The sequence below is a fragment of the Gordonibacter sp. RACS_AR68 genome (genome assembly GCF_030418485.1).
Classification (GTDB): domain Bacteria; phylum Actinomycetota; class Coriobacteriia; order Coriobacteriales; family Eggerthellaceae; genus Gordonibacter; species Gordonibacter urolithinfaciens.
This window is the reverse complement of the sequence record NZ_JAIPUP010000003.1, coordinates 366,857-383,362: the sequence shown is the minus strand read 5'-3', so window position 1 is coordinate 383,362 and position 16,506 is coordinate 366,857. Positions and strand designations below refer to the sequence as shown.

The following is a 16,506-nucleotide window of genomic DNA, read 5'->3' as shown; positions in this document are numbered from 1 at the left end:
GGAGGAAGATGGGGCGGGTACGCGAGAAGGCGCAGGCCATGGGGCGCGTCATGCGCCGCAGCAAGAAGGCGCTCGCGCTCTTCGTCGTGCTGCGCCTCATCGTGCTGGCCTGCGCAGTGGGCGCGCTCGTGTTCGGCAACTACGAGGCGTTCTTCCTGTGCCTGCTCACGCTCGTGTTGTTCCTGGTGCCCCCGTTCATCGAGGCGAGCTTCAGCATCACCATCCCCGAGACGCTCGAGGTGGTCATCGCGCTGTTCATCTTCGCGGCCGAGATACTGGGCGAGCTGTTCCACTTCTACACCCTCTTCCCCTTTTGGGACACGCTGCTGCACACGTTCAACGGATTTCTGGCGGCGGCCATCGGGCTGGCGCTCGTGTCCATCTTGAACCGCTCCGACCGCATCGCGTTCTCGTTGTCGCCGTTCTTCTGCGCCGTGGTGGCGTTCTGCTTCTCCATGACCATCGGCGTGCTGTGGGAGTTTTTCGAGTTCGGCATGGACTGGGTGTTCGGGCTGGACATGCAGAAGGACACCGTGCTGGACGGGATCGCGAGCGTGCTGCTGGACCCCGAGGGGCTGCAGCGGCCGTTTAGCATCGACGGTATCCAGACCGTGGTGGTGAACGGGCAGGACCTGGGCTTGGGCGGGTACCTGGACGTGGGGCTGGTCGACACGATGGAGGACCTGCTGGTGAACTTCGTCGGCGCGTTGTCGTTCTCCGTCATCGGGTACCGCTACCTGAAGAGCAAGGGCGCCGGAACGTTCGCACGTCGCTTCGTGCCGGTGCTGGACGCGCCGGGGAAGGGCGGCTGGACCGACGACGCCGGCGGTCCTGCCGACGTGGCAGGATGCGGTGATGCTTTGGACGACGAGGCGGATGATGCGGGTGCGGCATGAGGCAGGCGTGTGGGCGGCAAGGCCTGGAGGCGCCTCGGCTTCCGGTGGCGGGCACGAATACTTTGATCATCTAACCAATTGCGGTATGATGCTGGGAACGGAAACGACAATTGGGAAGGAAGGAGGGGCAATGGACGGTTCCTCCGGGGATGCCGATGCCGTGTCCAAGCGGCGCGAGGAGATCGACGATCTGCTGTCCGGCACGTTCAACTCCATCCTGCGGATCGAGGAGCAGTCGCTCGACAACCGCCTGACGCACGGGCTCACCATCACCGAGGTGCACACCATCGTGGCCATCGGCCTGCACGAGCGCAATCCGATGAACGTGGTCGCGGCTCGCCTGAACGTGACGCTGGCCACGCTGACCACGGCGGTGGGCAAGCTGGCGAGCAAGGGCTTCGTGGAGCGCACGCGCGCCGAGGACGACCGGCGCAAGGTGCTCGTGTCGCTCACCAAGAAGGGCCGGCAGGTGCTGCGCGCCCACAACCTGTTCCACCACCAGATGATCGACGAGGCGCTGGCCGATCTTTCCGAGGAGGAGGAACGCGTGTTCGCCGAGGCGCTTTGCAAGGTGAAGGCGTTTTTCGACTCCCAGGCGTAGGGCAGGGGCGGTGAGGCGTGTGGGCATCGGGCGAGGGCGCGCGCGATGCGGGCGCATGCGGTGCGCGGAGCAATGAAAGATCCATCGCGGAAAAGAACCCCCGAGGTCACCGTCTTGGCCGCTGTGAAGCGTTTTCGCGGCCGCGGGAGGTGCTTTCGCGGTTCGGGCGGTCTCGGTAGCTGCGTTTGCGCAGGTCGATGATCGCGCCGCGTTCCGACAATCTGTCGTAGGGCTTCACCGGGGCCAAAACGGTGACCTCGAGCCCGTCGTTTCGCGAACCTCCCTTTTCCCGAGCGGGGACGTCGGCCGCACGACGCCTGCGACGCGCAGAAATCGTGGAGGGCTTGCCGCGGGGCTTGCCGCGGGGCGAGCGGGTCCGTATCATTACCTCTGCGGAAATACTTTGATTATCAAACTAATCTGAACGCGAAAGGATACCCCATGGCTACCATCGACACCGTCAAGGAAGTGCTCGTGGAGAACCTCGATCTCGAGGCCGACAAGATCACCGAGGAGGCCACGCTCGAGTCGCTCGGCATTGACTCGCTCGACATGGTCGAGCTCATCTGCGACCTCGAGGAGAAGTGCGACGTCGAGTTCGGCGAGCCCGAGGGCATCGAGACGGTGGGCCAGCTGGTCGCGCACATCGACTCGCTGTAAAGGCGCGTTGACCGGGCCCCATCACGGGGCCCGCTTGCTTGACGGGCCCTGCGCAATGCGGCTCGTTCGCAATGTTCGCCCGGCGGGCTCGGGCGGTTCGAGGAAAGGGAGCATGGGCATGAAAACGAGGATTACGGAACTGCTGGGCATCGAGGTGCCCGTCGTGCAGGGCGCGATGGCGCGCATCGCCGACGCGAGCCTGGCTGGCGCGGTGAGCGAGGCCGGCGGCCTCGGCATCATCGCGTGCGGCGGCGCGCCGCTTGAGTGGGTGGAAGAGCAGGTGCGCATCGCCCGCTCGATGACCGACAAGCCCATCGGCGCGAACGTCATGCTCATGGATCCGAACGCGGGCGAGACGGCCGAGCTTCTGGCGAAGCTGCGCGTCGACGTCATCACGACGGGCGCGGGCAGCCCGGCGAACTACCTGCAGCTGTGGAAGGACGCCGGCATCAAGGTGGTGCCCGTGGTTGCCTCGAGCGCGCTGGCCGCGCGCATGGAGCGCCTCGGCGCCGACGCCGTGGTGGCCGAGGGCACCGAGGCCGGCGGCCATATCGGCGAGCTCACCACGATGGCGCTCATCCCCGCGGTGCGCGACGCCGTGTCCATCCCCGTGATCGCCGCCGGCGGCATCGCCGACGGGCGCGGCATGGCCGCAGCCTTCGCGCTGGGCGCCGAGGGCGTGCAGGTGGGCACCCGCTTCCTCACGGTGGACGAGTGCACCATCGCCGACGCGTACAAGGAGCGCGTGATCGCGGCGAAGGACGCAGACACCATCGTCACGGGTCGCGGCAGCGGGCATCCCGTGCGCTGCCTCAAGAACAAGTTCGCCCGCACCGTTCGCAAGCTCGAGGGCGACGTGGCGGCCAACGGCGACGAGCTGGAGGCGATGTACGTGGGCTCGCTCAAGCGCGCGGTCGAGGGCGACGTGGACAACGGCACGATGATGGCGGGCCAGTCGGCGGCGCTCGTGCGAGAGCGCGCGACGGCGGCCGAAGCGGTCGCTCGGATGATCGATGAGGCCGAGGCCCTCGGCAGACTCGACCTGGAGGCCCTGGCGGAATCGAATGCTCGCCGTGGGCGCGTTCGCTAAGGGGGGGGCAACGTGACCGAACTTCAACCTGCGGGAGGGCCGATCGGCGGCGCCCAGTCGCTCGGACAGTCCTCGCTTCGCACGGGTGCGGCGACGCGAAGCGAAGCGAAGCTAGTCCCCGAAGGGGGAACTCGCTTGGTGGACGCCGCCGATCGGCCCGGCTCCACGTCGAATGCGAAACCGGTTTCCGCTATCGCTTCCGGGGCTCCTGTGTTCATGTTCTCGGGTCAGGGCTCGCAGAAACCGGGGATGGGGGCCGATCTCTTCGCTGTGGAAGAGGTGCGCGCGACGTTCGCCTGCGCCTCCGACGTGCTGGGCTTCGACGTGGCCGACCTCGTGCTCAACGCCGAACCCGAAAAGCTCAACGACACGCGCAACGCCCAGCCGGCGCTGTGCGCGCTGTCGGTGGCCGTCGCCCGCGCGCTCATGGCGCGCGGCGTTGAGCCGGCGGCGGTGCTGGGCTTCTCGCTCGGCCAGGTGAGCGCGCTCGCCGTGTCGGGCATGCTCGCCGACGAGGCCACGTTCGCGCTCGTGAAGGCGCGCTCGGAGCTCATGGCCGAGGCCGCTGCGGCGCATCCCGGCGCGATGAGCGCGCTGCTGAAGGCCGACGAGGATGCCGTGCAGGCCCTCTGCGACGAGTGCGCCGAAGGCGACGTGCTCGTGCCGGCGAACTTCAACTGCCCGGGGCAGATCGTCGTGGCGGGCACGCCGGAGGCCGTCGAGCGCGCCGAGGCGGCGTGGGCTGCGGCGGGGAAGCGCTCGTCGCGCCTGGCCACGTCGGGCGCGTTCCACAGCCCGCTCATGGCCTCGGCTGCCGAGGGGATGGCCGCCTATCTGGAGAACGTCGAGTTCTCGGAGCCGCGCGTGCCCCTCATCTGCAACGTCACCGCCGCGCCGCTGTCCGCCGCCGACGCGCGCGAGAGCCTCGTGCGCCATCTCACGAGCCCCGTGCGCTTCGACGCGAGCGTGGCCGCGCTCGCAGCAGCCGGCGCCGACACGTTCGTCGAAGTGGGCTTCGGCGGCGTGCTGGCCAACCTCGTGAAGCGCATCGACAAAACCGCGACGCGCGCCTGCGTCCAGGACCGCGCGAGCTTCGACGCGCTCCTCGCCGCCCAGGCCGCGCCCGATTCCGAATAGGAGCCCCTTCTCCCATGACCAACGAAACCGAAACCCCGCGCCGAAGCGCGGTCGTCACCGGCTCGAACCGCGGCATCGGCCGCGCCGTGGCCGAGGAGCTCGCGCGCGCGGGCTTCGACGTGTGCGTGAACTGCTCGAGCGAGCGCGGCCTCGACGAGGCCCGCGCCTTCGCCGCCGCCCTCGAGGCCGACTGCGGCGTGCGCGCCATCGCGGTGGCCGCCAACGTGGCCGACGCCGCGGAAGCCGCCGCGCTCGTCGATGCCGCCCACGAAGCGTTCGGCCGCGTCGACGTGCTCGTGAACAACGCGGGGATCACGCGCGACGGCCTTCTGGCCCGCATGAAGGAAGAGGATTTCGACGCGGTGATCGACGTGAACCTCAAGGGCACGTTCAACTGCTGCAAGGCCGCGGCGCAACGCATGATGAAGCAGCGCTACGGGCGCATCGTCAACCTGTCAAGCGTCGTGGGCGTGGCGGGCAACGCGGGCCAGGCGAACTACGCCGCCTCGAAGGCCGGCGTGATCGGCCTCACGAAGTCCATCGCCCGCGAATTGGCCGCGCGCAACGTCACGGCGAACGCGGTGGCCCCCGGCTTCATCGCCACGGACATGACCGACGCGCTGTCGGAGAAGCAGCGCGAGGCCATCCTCGGCCGCATCGCCTCGAAGCGCCTCGGGGAGCCGGAGGACGTGGCGAAGCTCGTGCGCTTTTTGGCGAGCGAGGAGGCCGGCTACATCACCGGACAGGTTATCTGCATCGACGGAGGTATGTCGCTATGAGCGAGAACAGCATGAGCACGGGCGCCACGCGCCGCGCAGACGGCACGCATCGCGTGGTCATCACCGGCATGGGCGCGGTATCGCCGGCCGGCGTGGGCGTGGGGGCGCTATGGGACGCGGTCATGGGCCGCGCGTGCTGCATCGGTCCGGTGACGCGCTTCGATACGGCCGACTTCGACGTGCACATCGCCGCCGAGGTGCGCGATTTCGACCCGTGCGAGCACGGCATCTCGAAGAAGGAGGCGCGCCGGTTCGAGCGCTTCGTGCAGTACGCCATCGTCGCGTCCGACGAGGCGCTGGCGCAGTCGGGCCTCGACCTCGAGGCCGAGGACACCACGCGCATCGCCTGCGTGTTCGGCACGGGCATCGGCGGCATCGACGAGCTGCAGAGCGGCTTCCGCGCGTTGGCCGAGAAGGGGCCGAAGCGCGTGAGCCCGCTGTTCATCCCCACGATGATCGGCAACATCGCCGCCGGCAACCTCTCCATCCGCTACGGCTTGCGCGGCGAGTGCCTGAACGTCGTGACCGCATGCGCCACCGGAGCGCACTCCATCGGCGCGGCCGTGCGCGACATCCGCCACGGCTACATCGACGCGGCGCTGGCCGGTGGCTCGGAGGAGTCCGTGTCGCCCATCTGCCTGGCCGGGTTCTCGAACCTCGGCGCGCTGTCGAAGGCCGACGACCCCTCCCAGGCCTCGCTGCCGTTCGACGCGCGCCGCGCCGGCTTCGTGGCGGGCGAGGGCGCGGGCGCCGTGGTCGTCGAGTCGCTCGAGCATGCGCTCGGCCGGGGCGCCGAGGTGCTCGCCGAGATCACGGGCTTCGGCTCCACCGGCGACGCCTACCACATGACGGCCCCCGAGCCCAGCGGCGAGGGCGTGGTGCGCGCCATGCGCCAGGCGCTCGAGGAGGGCGGCTTCTCGCCGGAGGACCTGGGACACCTGAACGCCCACGGCACCGGCACGCCCGCCAACGACGCCACCGAGTCCAAGGCGCTGCTGGCCCTCGTCGGCGAAGAGGCCGGGCGCGCCGTGCCGGTGACGTCCGTGAAGGGCACGACGGGCCACACGCTGGGCGCCGCCGGCGCCATCGAGGCCATCGTCTGCGCCCTGTCCGTGATGAACGACTGCGTGCCGCCCACGGCCGGCTTCGCCGAGGCCGACCCGGAGTGCCCGGTCAACGTCGTCACGGAGGCGAAGACGAACTACCCGCAGAAGGTGGCGCTGTCGAACAGCCTCGGCTTCGGGGGGCATAACGCCTCTTTGGCGCTATCGCCGTATCGCGGCTAGCGACCTGCGGGACGCGCGAGGAGGACGGTGCCGCCCAGTCGCTCGAACAGTCCTCGCTTCGCTGCGGAACTCGCTTGGTGGGCGGCACCGTCCTCCTCGCGCTCGTCGGGATTGCCGACATTACGGGAAAGCGCATCCGTTCGGTTGCAGAAGAAGCCGAGTGTGCGTCGATTGAAGAAGGAGTCAACATGGATATCGAATATCCTTGTGGGAGGGACGTCGTCGAGGCGGTGCTGCCGCATCGCGAACCGTTTAGCTGGGTGAGCCGCGTCGTCGCGTGCGAGCCGGGCGTCGAGGTGACGGCCGAGTTGGACGTCGACCCCGCGCTCCCGCTGTTCGCGGGCCACTTTCCGGGCCACCCCGTGCTGCCGGGCGTCATCATCATGGAGGCGCTCGCGCAGGCCGCCTCGTTCTGCATCCTCGTGGAGCGCGGCGCCGAGAGGTCCATCGGCTTCCTCACCGGCATCGACGGCGCGAAGTTCCGCCGCCAGGTGAGCCCGGGCGAGACGCTCACCCTCAAGGGGCGCATCGTGAAGTCCTCGTCGCGTTTGTGCGTGGCCGAGGTGGAGGCGAGCGTCGACGGCCAGCTGTGCGCGTCGGCCACGCAGAAGTACGTGCTGGCGAAAGCGGAAGCACAGGCATGAGGCGCAGGCGCCCCGAGGCAAGAGGCAAGGAGCATCCGATGAGGCAACGCAAGCAGAACTACATCACGCTCTCCTGCGACGGCGAGGTCGTCCCGCAGCGCGGTGCGACAGCCCCTGCGCCGGAGTCGGCCGACGTCGCCTACCGCCTGTCGCGCATGGTGGAGGAGGCCGCGGCCGCTCTGCCGCTCGCCCCGAACGCGCTCGAGGCGGCCGACGCGTCCGAGTACACGGCGGTCGCCCCGGGCGAGGCCCAGGCCAGCTCGCGGGTGCGTGCCGCGGTCGACGCGCAGGTTGGTACGTCTGTCCCGGCCGCCAAGCCCGTAGCGCTCGTGATGGCGCGCTCCAAAGCGGCCAAGCGCCTGCTGCAGGCCGTGGCCGATGCGGGCTTCTGCGCCTGCGCCGTGTACACGCAGGACCGTCGCGGGGAAGGGTACCTCAAGGCGGCACAGCGTGCGGTGTGCTTGGGCGAGCGCTACTCCGACGCGCTCTTCTGCAACGGCCATGCCGTGTTGCAGGCGGCGGACGAATGCGGCGCCGCGGTGGTGCTGCTCTCCGACGAGGCGCTTCCGCTGGCCGAGGTGGACAGCTTCCTTGCCCGCGCCGCCGCGCGGGGCGTGCGCGTGTTCCGCGCGATGAGCCCGGACGCGCCGGCCCTCGGCTGGATACTCTGCTCCACCGACAAGCCGCCGCTCGATGACGGCACGTGGCGCACCTGCCCACGCTGCGGCCTCTCGTTCGACGAGGCGAGCCTGGCGTCGGGACACTGCACGTGCCCGTCGTGCGGCGGCTACTTCCGCATGTCGTCTGCCGAGCGCATCGACGACACGCTCGACGCGGGCAGCTTCGCGGAGTGGAACCGCTCCGTGCCCGAGACCGACCCGCTGGGCTTCCCGGGCTACGGCGGCAAGCTGGCGGCGCAGCGCGCCAAGACGGGGCTCGAGGAAGCCGTGCGCACGGGCGAGGGCCGCATCGCGGGTTTGCGCGTGGCCGTGGGCATCATGGAGTCGCAGTTCTTCATGGGCTCCATGGGCTCGGTGGTGGGCGAGAAGCTGTGCCGGCTGGTGGAACGCGCCACCGATGAGCGCCTGCCCGTCGTTATCTTCACGGCCTCGGGCGGCGCGCGCATGCAAGAGGGCCTTGTTTCGCTCATGCAGATGGCGAAGGTTTCGTGCGCGCTCGCACGCCATGCCGAGGCGGGGTTGCCGTACCTCTCGGTGCTCACCGACCCAACCACGGGCGGCGTGACCGCGTCGTTCGCCATGCAGGGCGATGTGATCCTGGCCGAGCCGGGTGCCCTCATCGGCTTCGCGGGTCAGCGCGTCATCAGGGACACCATCAAGCAGGAGCTGCCCGAGGGCTTCCAGACGGCCGAGTTCGCGCTCGAGCACGGCCTGATCGACGCCATCGTGGAGCGCTCCGAGATGCGCGCGACCCTCGCGCACCTGCTGGCCATCCACCTGGCCACCGCGAGGTCGAACCGCGGCGCGCACGAGCCGGGCGACCGCGCCATCCTCGTGGACTTCCAGACGGTGCGCGACAACCTGGAGCATGGCACCGACACGTACAACACGGTGACGTACGGCCTGCTCGAACCCGAGGGCGGCCTGCCGTTCGGCGAGTCGTCTCCCTGGCGCCCGCGGCGCGCCCAGCAGCTGCTGGGCGGCCTGGCGGGGCGCCTGGAGCGGAAGGCCCCTGGCGCCGTGTCGCCGAAGCGCCTGGGGAAGGTCCTCGCTCGCGGCGGCTTCGACGCCGAGGGCGGCGCGTCGCTCGAGGTGAACGGGATATCTGCCGACATCTCCGCCGCTGCGGCCGCCGACTCCGGCAACCGCGCCTGGCAGAGCGTGCAGCTGGCGCGCAACGTGCACCGGCCCACGGCGCGCACGTACATCGACGCGCTGGTGGACGGCTTCATCGAGCTGCACGGCGACCGCTCCTTCGGCGACGATGCGGCCGTGGTGGCGGGCGTCGGCTGGATCGGCGGGCGGGCCGTGACGGTGATAGCGCAGGAGAAGGGGGCCGACCTGAAGGAGCGCATCCGCCGCAACTTCGGCTGCCCGCAGCCGGAAGGGTACCGCAAGTCCCTGCGTCTCATGCGTCAGGCCGAGAAGTTCGGCCGCCCCGTCGTGTGCCTCGTTGACACGCAGGGCGCGTTCTGCGGCATGGAGGCCGAGGAGCGCGGGCAGGGCAACGCCATCGCCGACAACCTGCTGGCGCTCGCAGGCCTGCGCGTGCCCGTGGTGAGCGTGCTGGTGGGCGAGGGCGGAAGCGGCGGTGCGCTCGCGCTCGCCCTGGCCGATCGCGTGGCCATGCAGGAGCACGCCGTGTACTCGGTGCTGTCGCCGGAGGGCTTCGCGTCCATCCTCTGGAAGGACCGCACCCGCGCCCCCGAGGCGGCCGCGGTCATGAAGATGAGCGCGGCGGAGGCGTGCCAGATGGGCATTGTGGACGCCGTGCTCTCGGAGGGTCCCGCCCCCGCCCACGAGAATCCCGAGGCCGCCGCCGAGCAGGTGCGCGCCTACGTGAGCACCGCCCTGGCCGAGCTCGCCGAGCAGCCGACGGATGCCTTGCTGCAAGCCCGCTACGAGCGCTTCGCGAAGTTCTAGCGGCCGCCCGGCCGGGGGACGTGACAGGGGGACGGGGATAATGTCTCACGCTCTCCGGTGCGACAGGGCTACGCGAGACGTTCGAGAGCGTGAGACATTATCCCCGTCCCCCTGTCACGTCCGGACGCGGCTGGATCCACGCTATCCCTGCAGGAGGTCGATCAGGTCCTCGCGGGTGAGGCTGGCCAGCGAGACGCCGCCTGCGCCGACTATCTGCTCGGCCAGATCGCTCTTCGCCTCTTGGAGGCGCATGATGCGCTCCTCGATGGTGCCTTTGGCGATGACCTTCTGCACGCTCACCACCTTATCCTGCCCGATGCGATGCGCGCGGTCGGTGGCCTGGTTCTGCGCGGCGGCGTTCCACCAGGGGTCGGCGTGCACGACCACGGAGGCGCCCGTGAGGTTGAGCCCGGTGCCGCCCGCCTTGAGCGATACGAGGAACACGGGCGTGTCGTCGGCGTTGAAGGCGTTCACCAGCGCGAGGCGGCGCTTCTTCGGCGTGGCCCCCGTGATGGTGAAGTAGCCCACCCCCGCGGCGTCGAGCCGTTCCGCAATGCGGTCGAGGAAGCTGGTGAACTGGGAGAACACGAGCGTTTTCTCGCCGGCGTCCCGGGCGGAGGACACGAGCTCCATGATGGCATCGAGCTTGGCCGCGCCCCTCTCGTAGTTCTCGTAGAGCAGGCGAGGGTCGCAGCACAGCTGTCGCAGCTTCGTGAGCTCGGCGAGCACCTCAACCTTGCGCTGGTCGAAGCTGCGGTCGTTCCTGTTCTTGCGCTGCGCGGTCAGCTCCTCGCGCAGCCGCTGCTCGTGCGCGGCGTACAGGCGCAGCTGCTCGCCTTCGAGCGGCGCGTACACGATGGATTCAAGCTTGTCGGGCAGCTCGCGCAGCACGTCGGTCTTCAGGCGGCGCAGCATGAACGGCCCCGCGACGGCCTGCAGGCGCCGTGCCGTCTCCTCGTCGCCGCCCACGATGGGCAGCTCGAAGCGCTCGCGGAAGCGGTTGTACGGTCCCAGAAGGCCCGGCATGAGGAAGTCGAAGATGCTCCAGAGCTCGCTAAGGCGGTTCTCCACGGGCGTGCCGGTGAGCGCGAAGCGGTGTTGCGCCTGCACCCGCTTGACGGCGCGCGTGGTGAGGGTCGCCGGGTTCTTGATGTACTGCGCCTCGTCGAGCACGCAGCAGAACAGCCCGCGTTCCGCCCATGCGGCCGCATCGATGCGCAGGAGGTCGTACGAGGTCACGAGCACGTCGCACCCGTCGCCCTCGAAGGCCTCGCGCCGCAACTGCACGCGTTCGCGTTTCGTGCCCGCCACGGCGCGCACGTCGAGCTCGGGCGCGAACCGCTCGAATTCCGCGAGCCAGTTGTACACGAGCGAGGCGGGGCATACGACAAGGGAGGGGCCGACCGTGCGCGCTTGCTCTCGCCGGGCGAGCAGCAGGGTTATGATCTGCACCGATTTGCCGAGGCCCATCTCGTCGGCCAGCACGCCGCCGAAACCCGCGTCGCAGCGCGCCGAGAGCCAGCGGAAACCCTCGGCCTGGTAGGGACGCAGGACGTCTGCGAGCGCCGGTGGCACGTCGTAGGCGCGCTCGTCGGTTGTGCGGAAGCCTTCCACGTAACGCGTGAACGAGCGGTCGCGCGCAAGGTCGGCCTCCTCGTCGAGGTAGAACGCGCGGTAGGCGGGCAGCTCCGCCGAGCCTGCGGCCAGCTCCTTGGCCGTGAGCCCCAAGTCGGCTGCCAGGCGGTCGAGCTGCGAGAGGTCGAAGTCCTGCAAATCGAGGAACATGCCGTCTCGCAGCCGGTGGAACCGCTTGCGCTTGCGGTAGCTTGCCAGAAGCGACGCGAGCTCGCGGGCGGGCAGGTCGCCCGAATCCAACGTGAGGTTGATGAGGTTGCCGGCGAGCGACACGCCCAGCGACACGCGCGGCTTCTTGTCGCGGATGAGGCGGTCGAACGCAGGCGTGGTGAACACCGTGCCCAGCGCGCGGAACTCCGTGAGGCCGCCGAACAAAAGCGCGCCCACGGCCTCGTCGTCGGCGAGGGAGAGCGAGGCGTCTGCCGCATCGAGGTACCTTGCCGCCAGCTCGCCCGCACGCGCCTCCAGGCGCTCGTCGCGCAGCGGGCCGGAGAGCTTCGGCGGTGTTTCCGCCTTCTTCGCCGCCGCTTCCGTTTCCGAGGCTGCGTCCGGCGCGCCTTCCTCTTCCTGTACCTCGCCGCCGAACAACAGATGGCGTGCCTCGCCATAGGCCGCCCAGGCTTCGCAGGTCACGCGTGCGTCGTCGCGGTCGAAGAAGAATTCCAGCTGGCAGGGCACCGGCTTGTAGGCAGCGATCTGGGCGGGCATGTCCACGTGCAGGTGCTGCTCGATAGTCGGCAGCGCCGCCGCGCAGAAGAGCGGCATGTCGGCCTCCGCCACGTAAAGGTCGCTCTCGCTGCTGTCGTAGACATTGCGCAGGAAGTCGGCGCATTGGGCGAACTCGGGCGAGCAGTTGTGGAAGAGGCCGTCCTTCCACACGTAGAGGCGCTCTCCCTGCGCGGCCAGGGCCAGGAGGTCGGTGCGCTCGATACGGTAGCCGCCCCGATCGGCGGGGCGCAGGGCAACGGCTATGCGCGGGTCTTCTTCCACGACATGCGTGCGCACGGTCCGCCGTGCGCCGGCCTCGTCTTCCTCCATGGCGAACTCCCGTCCGGCCAGGAGGTCGAGCAGCTCGACGGCCTCGGCATCCGAGAGCTCCAGGTCGCGTCCCACCACGCTCGAGGAGCGGTAGCGCCAGTACGCCGCCGCGCTCGTCTGCTCGCGCAGGGCCACGGCGCGGTCGAGGAAGAGCGCGACGCGCCGGGCGTGCTCGGTGAGCTGGGCCGGCACATGGAGGAACGCGAGCTTCTTGCCGTAGGAGAAGAACTCGCCCGCGCGCATGCGCTCGACGAAGTCGGAGACGCCCTTCATCGCATAGGAGCCCTGCGGCCCTGAAAGGCGGAAGTGCGCCGACCACGAGCGGTAGCCGAAAACGAGCGTGGTCTCGATATCGACGTTTCCGGTCGCCTTCTGCGTGCCAGACGCCCGCGCCGCGCGCTTCATGTAGTCCTCGATGCAGGCCGAGGTCGTGCGCGTGCGCTGCGCCTGATAGCCGAGGAACCGCTGGGGTGCGCGACGGTAGGAGAGCATCAGCGCCGCGCAGTGCTTGCACATGCCGTCATGCTCGCGGTAGGCGGGGCAGGTGCAGGAATAGTCCAGCACGATGCCGCTCTCGTCCTCGAAGCACACCGACGTGCGGTAGCGGTCGTCCCAGCCGCTGCTCGATGCTACGAATGCCGAGAGCGTGACCTCGTCGCCATCGTAGCGCACCTGCTTTGTGAGGATGTTGCGGTCGGAGGCGGCTATCTGCTCCGCGCGTGCCAGGGTGCGCGCGGAGCAGATAGCCGCGAGGGCGTTCTCCGGGATCATCGGTGCTTTCCCCACCTTCCTCTCCGAACGGGTGTACTAGTTCATCATACTACAGCACCGCCTGCGCGGGGCCTGCGGTCGGAGCCCGACGCGAAAACGGCATCGGGCCCGTCGCGGCCGGGTTGGATCGCGCCGCCGCACCGCCGCACCGCTGCGCCACGCAGTTGTGCTGCCTTGGCTGCGTTTCGGGGGCGCTTCCCTCAAACCTTCATTGAATGCCCTGGGTCTGGGCCGGCCCGATGTGCGAAAGCGTCATACTTTTCTCCAGGAGGGAAGCGCGGGCAGTTTGCTTGCGCAAAGAACGAAGGAGAAGCGAGACGATGAAGATGATGAGAACCGCGAAGCTCATGCTCGGCGGCCTGGCCGCGGCGGTGATGCTGACGACGGCCGTGGCCGTGCCGTGCGCGTTCGCCGAGGAGGGCGTCACCACCATGGCCACTACGGCTCCGCTCAACCTGCGCGAGGGCGCCAACATCAACTCGAACATCATGGACACCATGCCTCAGGGCACGTCGGTGCAGGTGTTCGGCATGACGCAGGACGGCTGGTACGACGTTGAGTACAACGGTGCGCGCGGGCACTGCTGGTACCAGTACCTCGACTTCGAGGGTACGGCCGAGGGCACCGTACACGACGGGCACGTCACCGACATGTACGCCACTGCGCCGCTCAACGTGCGCGCGCAGCCCAACACGGGCACCTCGATCATCGGCTCGCTGGCCGAGGGCCAGTACGTGCCCGTGATCAGCAAGCACGATGGCTGGTTCAAGGTGAGCTTCAACGGCCAGGAGGCGTACTGCTACGGCGAGTACCTGGGCTTCGGCCAGACGGGCGCCGACAAGTGCCAGGCCGCCGCGCTCGAGGACATCTCGAACAGCCAGATGAACAAGCTCACCACGACGGCACCCCTGAACGTGCGTGCCGAGCCGGGCGCCGACGCCCGCGTCCTGGGCTCGTTCGCGGCTGGCGAGTCGGTGAGCACTATCTCGGTGGAGGGCGACTGGTACAAGGTGAAGTACGGCGACCAGGTGGGCTACTGCTACGGCGACTACCTGGAGTAGGGGCTGCGCGAACTCCTGGTTGCCCGAGTGAAGGAGGTGCCGCGTGCGCGGCGCCTCCTTCCGTTTACCGGGGAAGGGCCCTATCCTGTCAGAGCGCGATACCTGCCAGCTTCTCGATGAGCTTGCGGTAGATGCGGTTTGCGATCCACGGTTCGGTGGACATGGCGCAGACGTCGTCCAGATCGACCCACCGCACGCCGCTGTTCTCGTCGGGCTTGACGCGCAGCGGCTCCTCCGGCGAGGCGACGGCCAGGTACGTGACGTTCAGATGGAGGTGCGAGCCCACATAGCGCCCGCGCTTCTCGTGGCCGTTCACGGTGAGCACCTCGAGCGAGAAGATGCCGCCGGGCCCGCACGGCACGAGCCGCGCGCCGGCCACGCCTGTCTCCTCCTCGAGCTCGCGGAGGGCCACGCGTGCCAGGTCGCGCTCGCCGTCCGCATGTCCGCCGATCCAGCTCCACGAGTCGTAGAGGTTGTGGTACACCATGAGCGTGCGCTGCTTGTCGGGGTCGACCGTCCAAATCGAACAGGCCATATGCGCCGGTGCCGAGCGGTCGAACACGTGCTGGTCGTCCGCGAGCGCGCGCAGGATGGTCAGCCGGTCGACGGCCTCCTGCTCGTTGAAAGGCTCGTAGGTGCGTATGTCGTCGATGAGGGCCATGAGGGCATTGTACGCGTGCGGTGTGGGCGGTGCAACGGAGCTGGGCATATATAGTTCCCAACGTGATCAACCCGGTTTCTCGTCGGGAGAGTATCCCAAGATGTCCCCTGGCTCGCATTCGAGTTCTCGGCAGAGCGCGTTCAGCGTCGAGAACCGGATCGACCTCACCCTGCCCGTCTTGATGCGGGAGAGGTTGACCGGGGTGATCCCGACCCTCGCCGCGAGCTCGATGGTGCCTGCGCCGCGCTCTTCCATCATGCGGCCGAGTTTGGAGATGACGGCCATGAGTCCCTCCTTTCCGATCCGGGACAACGGGTGTTCGACGATACCGCTCCGAGTGTCAAATAGACCCCCAAAGTGGACTATTGGAGCAGTAGCGATGCGCAAGCATGGGCGAATGCGAACATCATCCGAAACGCAGAGGAGGCTCGGCCTCAGGATCAAGGACCTACGCGAGGAGCGGGCCTGTCGCAGTACGCCTGCGCCCCCTTGCTCGGGGTGTCGCGGACCTATCTGGCCGACGTCGAATGCGGCAGGCGCAACGCGAGCCTGGCCGCGCTCGATTCGATCGCCCGCGGGTTGGACGTCTCCCTGGAAGAGCTTCTGAGGGGCGTCTAGCGAGCAGGTCCACCGCCTCTCCAAGGCGCGAGGCGGCCGATCCCGGAACCTCCCTTGCCATCGTGTTGACGCCGATAGCGTCGAACGTGTCGAGCCCCTCGTTCTCCAGCCCCTCGCCGTACAGCTTCAAGTACACGGCGAGTTCCTCCAGCGCAGCCTTCGCCTCGTCGACGGCCCTCTCGGCATCTGCCGCCCCCTCCAGCTCTATCATGCCCTCCTCCGCCGGACAGGGCGGAAACGATTTCGACAAGGTCACTCACATGTGACTATGACGAATAGTCTAGCGCATACCCTTGGCACATGGGAGTGACACAGGACAACAAATACGAGCGGCTTGGGAAGTCAATCCGCGAGCAGCGCTTGGCGCAGGGCCTCTCGCAGCGCAAGCTCGCGGGCATGATCGGCCAGCCCAACTCCCACACCTATATCACCCGCGTCGAGCAGGGGAAGATCAAGATCGGGCTCGAGCAGCTGGGAAGGATCGCGGACGCGCTCGGCGTGGAGGTGCGCGACCTCATCGATTTCTGACTGTGTTTCGGCTCGGTGCCAGAAACTGCTCGGAAGCGTTGGGATGGAGAGCATCTCGCCTACCTCCGGCGCTTCGGGCATGCATCGGGGCTATCCCGCCGCCTCGTAGGCAGGCTCATGGGCTAGGTTGCCGCGCTGATCTTCCAAGAGTCCGCGTCGATTCGACGTGATTCCTCCTCCATCTCGTGCGCGTACCGGTCAATCTTCGGCTTGAGCGATTCGAATCCCGCCGGGCTCGCCTTCACGCCGGCGAAGTCGTGTCTGACCTTCAGGCTCGGAAACCCCGCCATGCAGGTCATCTTAACGGCCGTCATCGCTGTCGCGACTTCGCCGGAAGGGGCGCTTTTCGGCATCAGATGCTCTTTCTGTCGGGTTCCGGTCTGAGGCTATGCAGTCCGTCGTGCGCTTTCGATGGGTCGTCGTAGCAAGGCGCTCGCCCTCATCGGCTCCGGGAGCCCCGTTCGCCGCACTGCCACGTGTTAGAATGGCGTTCGCAGC

Annotated in this window: 16 protein-coding genes; 12 read left to right on the top strand and 4 right to left on the bottom strand. The window is 68.6% G+C overall.

The window, feature by feature from the left end:
- Window positions 1-8 precede the first annotated feature (8 nt).
- The 9 genes from K9U15_RS08905 to K9U15_RS08865 all read left to right on the top strand — a co-directional run bounded on the left by K9U15_RS08905 (window position 9) and on the right by K9U15_RS08865 (window position 9,696).
- The gene (locus tag K9U15_RS08905) at window positions 9-896 is read left to right on the top strand and encodes a hypothetical protein (protein ID WP_227115296.1); all 888 of its coding nucleotides are present in this window, start codon (window positions 9-11) and stop codon (window positions 894-896) included.
- 130 nt (window positions 897-1,026) lie between these two features.
- On the top strand, window positions 1,027-1,497 hold the full coding sequence (locus K9U15_RS08900) for a MarR family winged helix-turn-helix transcriptional regulator (RefSeq protein ID WP_096226831.1): 471 nt from the start codon (window positions 1,027-1,029) through the stop codon (window positions 1,495-1,497).
- A 441-nt stretch (window positions 1,498-1,938) separates the two neighbouring features.
- Window positions 1,939-2,157 carry an acyl carrier protein gene (locus tag K9U15_RS08895; protein WP_015539843.1) on the top strand — a complete coding sequence of 73 codons (219 nt, stop codon included), beginning with the start codon at window positions 1,939-1,941 and terminating at the stop codon, window positions 2,155-2,157.
- A gap of 112 nt (window positions 2,158-2,269) precedes the next feature.
- Window positions 2,270-3,247, top strand: a complete 978-nt coding sequence (locus tag K9U15_RS08890) for a nitronate monooxygenase (RefSeq protein ID WP_096226830.1) — start codon at window positions 2,270-2,272, stop codon at window positions 3,245-3,247.
- Between the two features lie 216 nt (window positions 3,248-3,463).
- The gene (gene fabD, locus K9U15_RS08885; protein ID WP_096228550.1) at window positions 3,464-4,384 is read left to right on the top strand and encodes an ACP S-malonyltransferase; all 921 of its coding nucleotides are present in this window, start codon (window positions 3,464-3,466) and stop codon (window positions 4,382-4,384) included.
- Window positions 4,385-4,398: 14 nt separating this feature from the next.
- On the top strand, window positions 4,399-5,163 hold the full coding sequence (gene fabG, locus K9U15_RS08880; protein ID WP_096226829.1) for a 3-oxoacyl-[acyl-carrier-protein] reductase: 765 nt from the start codon (window positions 4,399-4,401) through the stop codon (window positions 5,161-5,163).
- Window positions 5,160-6,449 carry a beta-ketoacyl-ACP synthase II gene (fabF, locus tag K9U15_RS08875; RefSeq protein ID WP_096226828.1) on the top strand — a complete coding sequence of 430 codons (1,290 nt, stop codon included), beginning with the start codon at window positions 5,160-5,162 and terminating at the stop codon, window positions 6,447-6,449. The genes fabG and fabF overlap by 4 nt, the downstream gene beginning before the upstream one ends.
- Window positions 6,450-6,637: 188 nt before the next feature.
- Window positions 6,638-7,093, top strand: coding sequence for a 3-hydroxyacyl-ACP dehydratase FabZ (gene fabZ, locus K9U15_RS08870; protein ID WP_096226827.1), 456 nt, complete (start codon window positions 6,638-6,640; stop codon window positions 7,091-7,093).
- A 38-nt stretch (window positions 7,094-7,131) separates the two neighbouring features.
- A complete protein-coding gene (locus tag K9U15_RS08865; RefSeq protein ID WP_301155903.1) occupies window positions 7,132-9,696 on the top strand; it encodes an acetyl-CoA carboxylase carboxyltransferase subunit alpha in 2,565 nt (854 codons plus the stop codon).
- A gap of 141 nt (window positions 9,697-9,837) precedes the next feature.
- Here K9U15_RS08865 and K9U15_RS08860 read toward each other — a convergent pair whose 3' ends face one another.
- On the bottom strand, window positions 9,838-13,140 hold the full coding sequence (locus K9U15_RS08860; RefSeq protein WP_123673808.1) for a DEAD/DEAH box helicase: 3,303 nt from the start codon (window positions 13,138-13,140) through the stop codon (window positions 9,838-9,840).
- Between the two features lie 320 nt (window positions 13,141-13,460).
- On the opposite strand from K9U15_RS08860, the gene K9U15_RS08855 reads away from it, so the two are divergent.
- Entirely contained in the window at window positions 13,461-14,201 is a 741-nt protein-coding gene (locus K9U15_RS08855) for an SH3 domain-containing protein (protein WP_123673810.1), read from the top strand.
- Between the two features lie 88 nt (window positions 14,202-14,289).
- On the opposite strand, the gene K9U15_RS08850 is transcribed toward K9U15_RS08855, so the two are convergent.
- Window positions 14,290-14,910, bottom strand: coding sequence for an NUDIX hydrolase (locus tag K9U15_RS08850; protein ID WP_241557698.1), 621 nt, complete (start codon window positions 14,908-14,910; stop codon window positions 14,290-14,292).
- 18 nt (window positions 14,911-14,928) lie between these two features.
- Entirely contained in the window at window positions 14,929-15,147 is a 219-nt protein-coding gene (locus K9U15_RS08845) for a helix-turn-helix transcriptional regulator (protein ID WP_123673812.1), read from the bottom strand.
- A gap of 72 nt (window positions 15,148-15,219) precedes the next feature.
- Between K9U15_RS08845 and K9U15_RS14535 the strand changes: the two genes are divergently transcribed.
- Entirely contained in the window at window positions 15,220-15,480 is a 261-nt protein-coding gene (locus tag K9U15_RS14535; RefSeq protein WP_367316880.1) for a helix-turn-helix domain-containing protein, read from the top strand.
- A 300-nt stretch (window positions 15,481-15,780) separates the two neighbouring features.
- Window positions 15,781-16,008: a helix-turn-helix domain-containing protein gene (locus K9U15_RS08835; protein ID WP_087190831.1), complete on the top strand. Its 228-nt coding sequence runs from the start codon at window positions 15,781-15,783 to the stop codon at window positions 16,006-16,008.
- A 122-nt stretch (window positions 16,009-16,130) separates the two neighbouring features.
- On the opposite strand, the gene K9U15_RS08830 is transcribed toward K9U15_RS08835, so the two are convergent.
- Window positions 16,131-16,361, bottom strand: coding sequence for a hypothetical protein (locus tag K9U15_RS08830; protein ID WP_123673814.1), 231 nt, complete (start codon window positions 16,359-16,361; stop codon window positions 16,131-16,133).
- Window positions 16,362-16,506: the final 145 nt, after the last annotated feature.

Excerpts from the sequence above, each read along its gene's own strand:
- fabD (WP_096228550.1), top strand. The coding sequence starts at position 3,464 with ATGTTCTCGGGTCAGGGCTCGCAGAAACCGGGGATGGGGGCCGATCTC.
- fabZ (WP_096226827.1), top strand. The coding sequence starts at position 6,638 with ATGGATATCGAATATCCTTGTGGGAGGGACGTCGTCGAGGCGGTGCTG.
- K9U15_RS08855 (WP_123673810.1), top strand. The coding sequence starts at position 13,461 with ATGAAGATGATGAGAACCGCGAAGCTCATGCTCGGCGGCCTGGCCGCG.
- K9U15_RS08860 (WP_123673808.1), bottom strand. The coding sequence starts at position 13,140 with ATGATCCCGGAGAACGCCCTCGCGGCTATCTGCTCCGCGCGCACCCTG.
- K9U15_RS08895 (WP_015539843.1), top strand. The coding sequence starts at position 1,939 with ATGGCTACCATCGACACCGTCAAGGAAGTGCTCGTGGAGAACCTCGAT.
- K9U15_RS08850 (WP_241557698.1), bottom strand. The coding sequence starts at position 14,910 with ATGCCCAGCTCCGTTGCACCGCCCACACCGCACGCGTACAATGCCCTC.
- fabG (WP_096226829.1), top strand. The coding sequence starts at position 4,399 with ATGACCAACGAAACCGAAACCCCGCGCCGAAGCGCGGTCGTCACCGGC.
- K9U15_RS08845 (WP_123673812.1), bottom strand. The coding sequence starts at position 15,147 with ATGGCCGTCATCTCCAAACTCGGCCGCATGATGGAAGAGCGCGGCGCA.
- K9U15_RS08865 (WP_301155903.1), top strand. The coding sequence starts at position 7,132 with ATGAGGCAACGCAAGCAGAACTACATCACGCTCTCCTGCGACGGCGAG.
- K9U15_RS08900 (WP_096226831.1), top strand. The coding sequence starts at position 1,027 with ATGGACGGTTCCTCCGGGGATGCCGATGCCGTGTCCAAGCGGCGCGAG.
- K9U15_RS08835 (WP_087190831.1), top strand. The coding sequence starts at position 15,781 with ATGGGAGTGACACAGGACAACAAATACGAGCGGCTTGGGAAGTCAATC.
- K9U15_RS08890 (WP_096226830.1), top strand. The coding sequence starts at position 2,270 with ATGGGCATGAAAACGAGGATTACGGAACTGCTGGGCATCGAGGTGCCC.
- fabF (WP_096226828.1), top strand. The coding sequence starts at position 5,160 with ATGAGCGAGAACAGCATGAGCACGGGCGCCACGCGCCGCGCAGACGGC.
- K9U15_RS08905 (WP_227115296.1), top strand. The coding sequence starts at position 9 with ATGGGGCGGGTACGCGAGAAGGCGCAGGCCATGGGGCGCGTCATGCGC.
- K9U15_RS08830 (WP_123673814.1), bottom strand. The coding sequence starts at position 16,361 with ATGCCGAAAAGCGCCCCTTCCGGCGAAGTCGCGACAGCGATGACGGCC.